This is a genomic window from Fluviicola sp. (assembly GCF_030151805.1).
Classification (GTDB): Bacteria; Bacteroidota; Bacteroidia; order Flavobacteriales_D; family Crocinitomicaceae; genus Fluviicola.
Genome location: NZ_JASLCN010000440.1, coordinates 1 through 7651 on the forward strand (window position 1 = coordinate 1; position 7651 = coordinate 7651).

At 42.1% G+C, this 7651-nt stretch carries 7 protein-coding genes; 6 read left to right on the forward strand and 1 reads right to left on the reverse strand.

Annotation, left to right across the window (positions count from 1 at the left end):
- The 4 genes from Q1V93_RS16665 to Q1V93_RS16680 all read left to right on the forward strand — a co-directional run.
- Positions 1 to 267 (forward strand): OmpH family outer membrane protein (locus Q1V93_RS16665; RefSeq protein ID WP_300666220.1); only part of this gene is annotated, 267 nt, incomplete at its 5' end.
- Between the two features lie 369 nt (positions 268 to 636).
- Positions 637 to 1488, forward strand: a complete 852-nt coding sequence (ygiD, locus tag Q1V93_RS16670) for a 4,5-DOPA dioxygenase extradiol (protein ID WP_300666221.1) — start codon at positions 637 to 639, stop codon at positions 1486 to 1488.
- A 27-nt stretch (positions 1489 to 1515) separates the two neighbouring features.
- The gene (gene murI / locus Q1V93_RS16675; protein ID WP_300666223.1) at positions 1516 to 2343 is read left to right on the forward strand and encodes a glutamate racemase; all 828 of its coding nucleotides are present in this window, start codon (positions 1516 to 1518) and stop codon (positions 2341 to 2343) included.
- Between the two features lie 12 nt (positions 2344 to 2355).
- Positions 2356 to 3159, forward strand: a complete 804-nt coding sequence (locus tag Q1V93_RS16680; RefSeq protein WP_300666225.1) for a sulfite exporter TauE/SafE family protein — start codon at positions 2356 to 2358, stop codon at positions 3157 to 3159.
- 125 nt (positions 3160 to 3284) lie between these two features.
- On the opposite strand, the gene Q1V93_RS16685 is transcribed toward Q1V93_RS16680, so the two are convergent.
- Complete coding sequence (locus Q1V93_RS16685; RefSeq protein ID WP_300666226.1) at positions 3285 to 5681, reverse strand: DUF5686 family protein; 2397 nt, start codon at positions 5679 to 5681, stop codon at positions 3285 to 3287.
- Between the two features lie 103 nt (positions 5682 to 5784).
- On the opposite strand from Q1V93_RS16685, the gene Q1V93_RS16690 reads away from it, so the two are divergent.
- Positions 5785 to 6807, forward strand: coding sequence for a radical SAM/SPASM domain-containing protein (locus tag Q1V93_RS16690; protein ID WP_300666228.1), 1023 nt, complete (start codon positions 5785 to 5787; stop codon positions 6805 to 6807).
- 506 nt (positions 6808 to 7313) lie between these two features.
- On the forward strand, positions 7314 to 7651 hold a 338-nt coding region (locus Q1V93_RS16695), incomplete at its 3' end, for an aminotransferase class I/II-fold pyridoxal phosphate-dependent enzyme (protein WP_300666229.1).

Sequence of the window (7651 nt, forward strand, 5' to 3'; positions counted from 1 at the left end):
GAACAACAACGTATTCAGCGTATGCAACAAGCATTGGAAGATCGTCAGCAACAAATCGACCAGCAATTGCAGGTAATGACACAAGAAATGAACGGTGTTATCCTGGATCGCGTTAAAAAGGCTGTAAATATCGTAGCAACTGCGAAGAAATTCAATTACATCATTGATGAGAGCACAACGCTTTATTCAGCTGGTGGTATTGATGTAACGAACGAAGTAATCGTTGAACTTTTGAAGCTTGAAGCTGAAGTGAAGAAAACGAAATAGTAACACGTTTTACTCTTTCTTGAATAAAATAAGGAAAAGATCGTCTTTCAGAAGACGATCTTTTTTTATGTGCCTGTTTTTCTCCTCAATATCTAAATGGTACATATAAACGAATTGATTAAGGAGAAGTTCAGACTAAGTTGTCCGTAATATTGCGTCCGTTCATTGGAATAATGATTTCCGGGTTTAGTTTGTAAATTCAGTACATTAAGGGATTTTTCCACAAGTTAGACTTGGCGTAATTCCGCAATATTACGTCCAACATTGATAGAATTCCGGCACAAAACGTTTATTAACATCATTTAATTACCTCGGTAAATAAATTGACGTATCTTTGTTTGAATGAAACGTCAGTCATTTGTAAAAGGTATGTTAGGATTTGCAGCACTCGGTGGATTGACTTCTGCCGTATCACTTGGAAAATTATTGGGCGAAGAAGATTACACCTATCCGGTCCTTTTTATCGGACACGGGTCTCCCATGAACGGAATTGAAGACAACCATTTCTCCAGACAATGGAAAAGTGAAGTCGAACATCTTCCGGATCCGAAACTGGTATTGGTCGTTTCAGCTCATTGGCTCACTAACGGAACATACGTAACTGCAATGGAAAACCCACAAACCATTCATGATTTTGGTGGTTTCCCCGACGAACTATTTGCCGTTCAATATCCGGCACAGGGAAGTCCGGAATGGGCAAAAAAAACAAAAGAACTCGTAACAAGCACCGAGGTTGGTTTGGATCACGAATGGGGTTTGGATCACGGAACCTGGACCGTTGTGCGCCACATGTATCCGGATGCGGAAATTCCGGTGATTCAGCTTTCCATTGATTACGGAAAACCGGCAGCCTATCATTACACGCTTGCTCAGGAATTGAAATCGCTGCGTAAAAAAGGAGTCTTGATTATCGGGAGCGGAAACATGGTTCACAACCTTCGAATGGTGGCATGGGATAAACTCAGCGCCGGCAACTATGGTTTTGACTGGGCAATTGAAGCCAACGAAACATTCAACAAACTGATCCTGGACCGAAATCATCAGGCACTGGTAGATTACCAAAAGCTCGGGCAGTTTGCAAAGCTCGCCATTCCGACTCCGGATCACTATTATCCGATGATTTACACCTTGGGCTTATCCGATGAAAAAGAGGATATTGCGTTATTCAACAATGAGTTGGTCGGTGGTTCTCTCAACATGACTTCTGTGCGATTTGGGTAAAACAGAAACGTTGTGTACTTTTGACTTATGTCAGTGAAAGGTCCAATCGGTGTTTTTGATTCCGGGTACGGCGGTTTAACCGTTCTTAAAGAAATTCGGGAAAAGCTTCCTGAATATGATTTTCTGTATTTGGGAGATAATGCACGTGCTCCGTACGGTTCACGAAGTTTCGACGTGATTTATGATTACACCTGGCAAGCTGTTCAGGCTTTGTTTGAAAGAGGTTGTTCCCTGGTCATTCTTGCCTGTAATACCGCATCTGCAAAAGCACTTCGCAATATTCAGCGTTTAAAACTTCCGGAACTTCATCCTGACAAACGTGTTTTGGGAGTGATTCGCCCCAGTACGGAAGAACTGGATAAACACACCAAAACCAAGCACGTTGGAGTTCTTGCAACAGAAGGAACGATCCGTTCGAATAGTTATGAAATCGAATTGGCAAAATTTGCTCCGGACCTGATTGTCAACCAGCACGCTTGCCCGATGTGGGTTCCGTTGATTGAAAACAATCAATTTGATACACCGGGAGGAATTTACTTCATTCAAAATGATTTACTGCAAATCCTCAGCAAAGACCCAAAGATTGACACCATTTTATTGGCATGTACGCACTACCCTATTTTGATCGAACAACTGCGCAGCTTGCTTCCACCCAAAGTAGAGGTTCTGGCGCAGGGAAAAATTGTTGCGGAGAGTTTGGCTGATTATCTTCAAAGACATCCGGAAATGGTCGAAAAATGCACTCAAAACGGCACAGTAACATACTTAACGACCGAAAGTGCACGAATCTTCAATGAAAAGGCTTCGGCATTGATGAATGATGAGATCGTAGCAGAGCACCTTACCTTACATTAAAAACAGTTTATTTTGGCTCTCGAAATAATCGGATATTTTTTAGCCCTGTTCGTGGGGCTCGTACTCGGAACGCTTGGCGGAGGAGGTTCTATTTTAGCAGTTCCTATCCTCGTCGTCTTTTTTCAGCTTGAACCGCAAAATGCAACGGTTTATTCTTTATTCATTGTAGGAGTTACTTCTCTTTTCGGAGCGGTTCAGCATTTCAAGTCGAAACTGATTCACCCCAAAAATGCACTTCTATTCGGAATTCCGGCTGTAATCAGTATTTCCCTGACGCGATTGATCGTTGTTCCGGCTTTACCTCCGATTATTCAATTGGGAGAACACATTGTTTTCGAACGAAACACCTTCATCATGTCTTTGTTCGGAATCCTGATGATTCTGGCTTCCATTCCGATGATAAAAGGTCAGAAAGAACTTCCTTCAACCAAAAAGAACAGACCGACCGTATTGGTTATTTTCGGCGGAATCATCGGATTGATCAGTGGATTGGTCGGAGCCGGAGGTGGATTTATGATTATTCCCTCTTTGTCTATATTCATGAAAGTTCCGATCAAAAATGCAATTGCTACTTCGATCGTGATTATTGCAATCAATTCGTTGAGCGGTTTTACTGCTGAATTGTTCAAACCCAACCTGCAACTGGATTGGATTCTGCTTCTGGGGTTCACGCTGATCGCAACCGGAGGATTAATTCTCGGATTGAAGATCAATCACAAGATTCAATCCAAAAACCTCAAAAAAGGCTTCGGGTTTTTCGTTTTATTAATCGGTGTTTCTATCCTGATTGCCGAAGCACTTGCTGCCAGCCGGTAACCGGATAAAAATACGGATAGACATCCATCTATTTGCCCAGACACAGTAAGCGTTTCCACCGGATTCTTCTGCCTTTAAAAATCCGGTGAAAAGTCGCAAATTTCCATTGATTTTCCGGGATTTTACTAAAACAAGAAGTTTAAGCTGAATTTAGCCGTAATGTTATTTCCTACCTTCGGAGAGATCACTCCTCCCGCATAATGATAAAATCCTCCGATCCCGAATCCGATTCGATTCAAAACAATCAGGCTGTTTGCCAACAAACCTGCTTCTGCATATCCTTTGTTCAAAGAATTGAATGCAATTGAGTGACGGTTCGAATCCTCCTTGCTTCCGTATCCGATTGCGTGATGAATGGCAAACTGTGGCTTCGTCCATTTTTGATTGGTTTTAACCGCTTTGAAATCGAAACGTGTAAACAAGGCTGCCATTTTGGAAGAATAATAAGTTGACGCAATCATGGTTTCAAAGGAATTTGCCGCAGAAAGTTTCCACATTCCACCCGTTCCCTGTCCAACTTGCTGCAACAGCAAAGGTGCATCGCCTTCCAGAACCGTTCCCATCAGGACATAGGTCAATTTGCCAACCGCACGGATCGGCACGATTTGCTGAACACCACCGGTTAAACGCGTATAATCAATCTTCGCAGCAGTTACTCCCGGCAAACTTTTCGTGACTTTCAACGTCAATATCGGCCATTTTGAACCTAAAGAAACACGCTTTGTTCCCAAAGACATGACTTTATCCCGGATTGCCCAGATCAATTCCAGTGAACTCTCCGCAATATCATAATGATCTGCAGCGCCCATTTCGGAATTCGACCATTGGTATTTATAGCCTTCCGTAAATTCAATGCGTTGGTAAGATCCGGAAAGGCGGAATTTCATTCGCGGGAAAATGTATCCCGTAAAAGCCACTTCACCGATCCGTTGTTTATCCATCTGACGAATGTAAATATCGCGGTAGAAGGAATTCAGCCGTGTAATAACCGGTTCGGTACTCAACCCTGTTCCTCCGCGTTCGATGATATCTTGCTGATAGCGGGCTTCAAAATCCAGGAAATATTTCGGAACAAGGGTTACTCTTCCATAACCACCGTATTTCCACATTTTGTCTTTGAATCCGTAAGCGAAATATCCGCCCACCCGAAAACGTGTCGATAGTTTATCACTTGTTTCCAGGCCTGCACCCAAACGGAAACCTTCGTAATCACGGTAATTGACCAAACGCAGGATATCTGCCTGTAAGTACCCCAACGGAATTTTTCCCTGCATCAATGATTGAAGCAATTTCAATTTTCCTTCCAGGTTTTCCTTTTCGGAAAGACTGTCAACAAACTCATAGGTTCTCAAATCTTTTTGATCCAGGTCGTATTTTCGTTTTCCTTCCCAATGTGCGCTGTCTTTCGAATTTGCATCCCGGGCAGTTTCCACAAAGACCGCATTGAAGCGCTCATCCCTCAGATCGGCGTTCAGAACCACTTTATCAATATAGGTATTTCCCTTTCCGACCAGGTAAGCGTCTTTTATCTGAGAACTCAAAGACAAGCCCGGAGCGGTAACTTCTGTAGACAATTTATACGGGAACCATTTCTTTCCTTCCAAAAACGCGTATTCCTGGATGATTTTCGGGTGAATTCCACCTTTATTCTCAGCCGGTTCAACGATGACTTTTTCAACCGCAAATCCTTTTGTATTGATATACAGGGTTCCTTTCATTGCTTCAAAGTTCTTGTCTCTTCTCGGCTGGAAACGAATGGTATATGTTGTATCTCCCGGAGCAGTAATCGTTGTATCTTCCAAAATGAATAAATAGCGGCGAATAGAACCCAAAGCCAGCGGATTCAAGTAAGAACGACCCAAAATATCGAATTGGTTATCGTAGAAATTGAAGGACTGCAATTCATTCGCAAAGGTAGAGAACATCGGATCCGAGAATCCGGAAACGCGGTAAGCGCTGATGACTTCTTTTTCCTTGAAAGGCGGCTTGAAAAATTTCGTAGAAGTACTTTCCAACAGGAAAATATGCTGCTGATCAAAGAATTTTCTCAAATCCAACAGGTTGGTATCTTTCACCGTATCCGAAATCTGAGCCAAGGCATCCTGGTTGATCGTGAACACAAATTTGCTGTAGCTTTCGTATTTAAAAGCCACGTCTGATTTCGGATGATTCTTCTTCCGGTTCTCAATCGCCCTTTCCATGATTCTTTCTGCAGGATTCACTCCGGGAAGAATCACCACTTCGTCGATCACGCTTGCTTCTTCCTTCATGTAGATGATCATATCACCCGTGATTTGCACCGTTGTATCGCGGAAACTCATCATTTTCAAAGTTACCTGCGTGTTTCCCGGAGGATTCGTGAATCTCCCGTCCAAATCGGCCAAGAACGGTTTTCCTTCTTTCGGATATACTTTTACAAAGGGAATCGGGGCTTTTGAAACATCCTCCTGAATCTGAATTTCCTGAGCGTAAAATGCTTGTGGCAGCAATAGTAATAATAAGCTTTGTAAAAAGTATCTCATAGTTTAATTGTCTTGTTCCTAAGACAAACTAAGTCAAAAAAAGTTACAGTTAATTAAAAAAAACGAGAAGTTTCCCCTTAGTTCCGTAAATTCGTTGGACGAAATGAGTACCTTCAAAGATCAGCGAAACATCCTCAAACATCTTAGCTTTCAGCGAGTTTGGAACATCGTCTTGCTGCGTTCTTCCTACTTCTTTGCACGGGTTTTCAAACTTCAAAAAAATTGGGGCAACCCTTTTGCCCTGAGTATCGAACCGACAACAGCCTGTAATTTAGGTTGTCCGGCCTGCCCCAGCGGTTTGAAAGCATTCACCAGACCAACCGGAAAACTGGATCTGACCAGGCACAAACAATGGCTTTCGCAACTTTCGGGTTCTGTGTTTTACGTCAATTACTATTTCCAGGGAGAACCTTTTCTGCATCCGCAGTTCTTGGAATTGATCCTCGAAGCCAAACGACACCGAATTTATACTGCCACTTCAACAAATGCACATTTCATCGATCGGAAAAAAGCCCGCGACATTGTGAATTCAGGTCTCGATCGGTTGATTATTTCCATTGATGGTCTCACACAGGAAACGTATGAATCGTATCGCATTCACGGCCAATTGGAAAAAGTCATTTCCGGGGCAAAGGCGTTGGTCGAAGCAAAAAAAGAGGCTCAGAGTGCCACTCCGCACCTGATTTTCCAGTTCCTGGTGGTGAAAGCAAATGAGCATCAGATTCCGCAGGTCCAGGAATTGGCAGACGAAATCGGGATTGATGAAGTCCGTTTCAAAACGGCCCAGGTGTACGATTATGAAAACGGGAACGAATTAATCCCGGATAATGAAGCTTATTCGCGCTACGTCAAACAAAAAGACGGAACGTACCGCTTCAAATACAAAGGCGGAAACAGCTGCTGGAGAATGTGGTCGTCGAGTGTTCTCACCTGGGACGGACAAGTGGTTCCCTGTTGTTTCGACAAAGATGCACAACATACCTTGGGAAGTTTGCAGGAACAATCATTCGAAACGATCTGGAAAAGCCCCGCTTACCGCTCTTTCAGAAATGCAGTATTGCAAGACCGCAATTCCATTGATATCTGCACCAATTGTTCGGAAGGTGCGAAGGTGTGGGTTGAATAATTACGAATGCCGAATTACGAATTGCAGGATATAACATATCGTTCGCAAGTTGAGAATTGAAAATGTAAAAGTGAAAAGAAATATTACCCTTGGAAATTTCCGTTTAATTTTTTATCTTATTAATTGAGAGGAAATTAATGAAATCATAAAAAACTAAGAAATGATAATCCAAGGTTATATTTCAAACTTCAGCATTCAACCGTTGATAGCTGTTAATTCCAAAATCACATTTACGATTTCATCTAAATTCAATGATTACTTTATCGAAGATGAAGGTTCAATTGAAGAATTAAGAGCAAAGTATCGAATTACAGGCTCAGAGGGTATTTATGACCCAATAAATGGTCGTCATTGTGAATTTAACTCAAACACCTATTCATTTATTCGGTATTTGTAGAACATCATAAAGAAGAATTTAGTAATGTCACCTCACAGAGAACATCTTTTCAATTTTGACTTTTCAATTTTGAATTATTCTATCTTTACCGGGAAAATAAAACAAAGTCATGTACGGAAAACTGAAAGATCATTTATCTGCTGAATTGACAGCAATTAAAGAAGGCGGTATCTTCAAAAAAGAACGAATTATTACTTCTCCTCAGGGAGCACGTGTACACGTAAGCTCGGGAGACGAAGTAGTGATTATGTGTGCAAACAACTACCTGGGTCTTTCATCTCATCCGGAAGTGATCCATGCGGCAAAAGAAGCTTTGGATACGCATGGTTTCGGAATGTCGTCTGTTCGTTTTATTTGCGGAACACAGGATATTCACAAAGAACTGGAAGCAAAAATTGCGAAATTCTACGGAACGGAAGATACGATTCTTTACGCTGCGGCATTTGA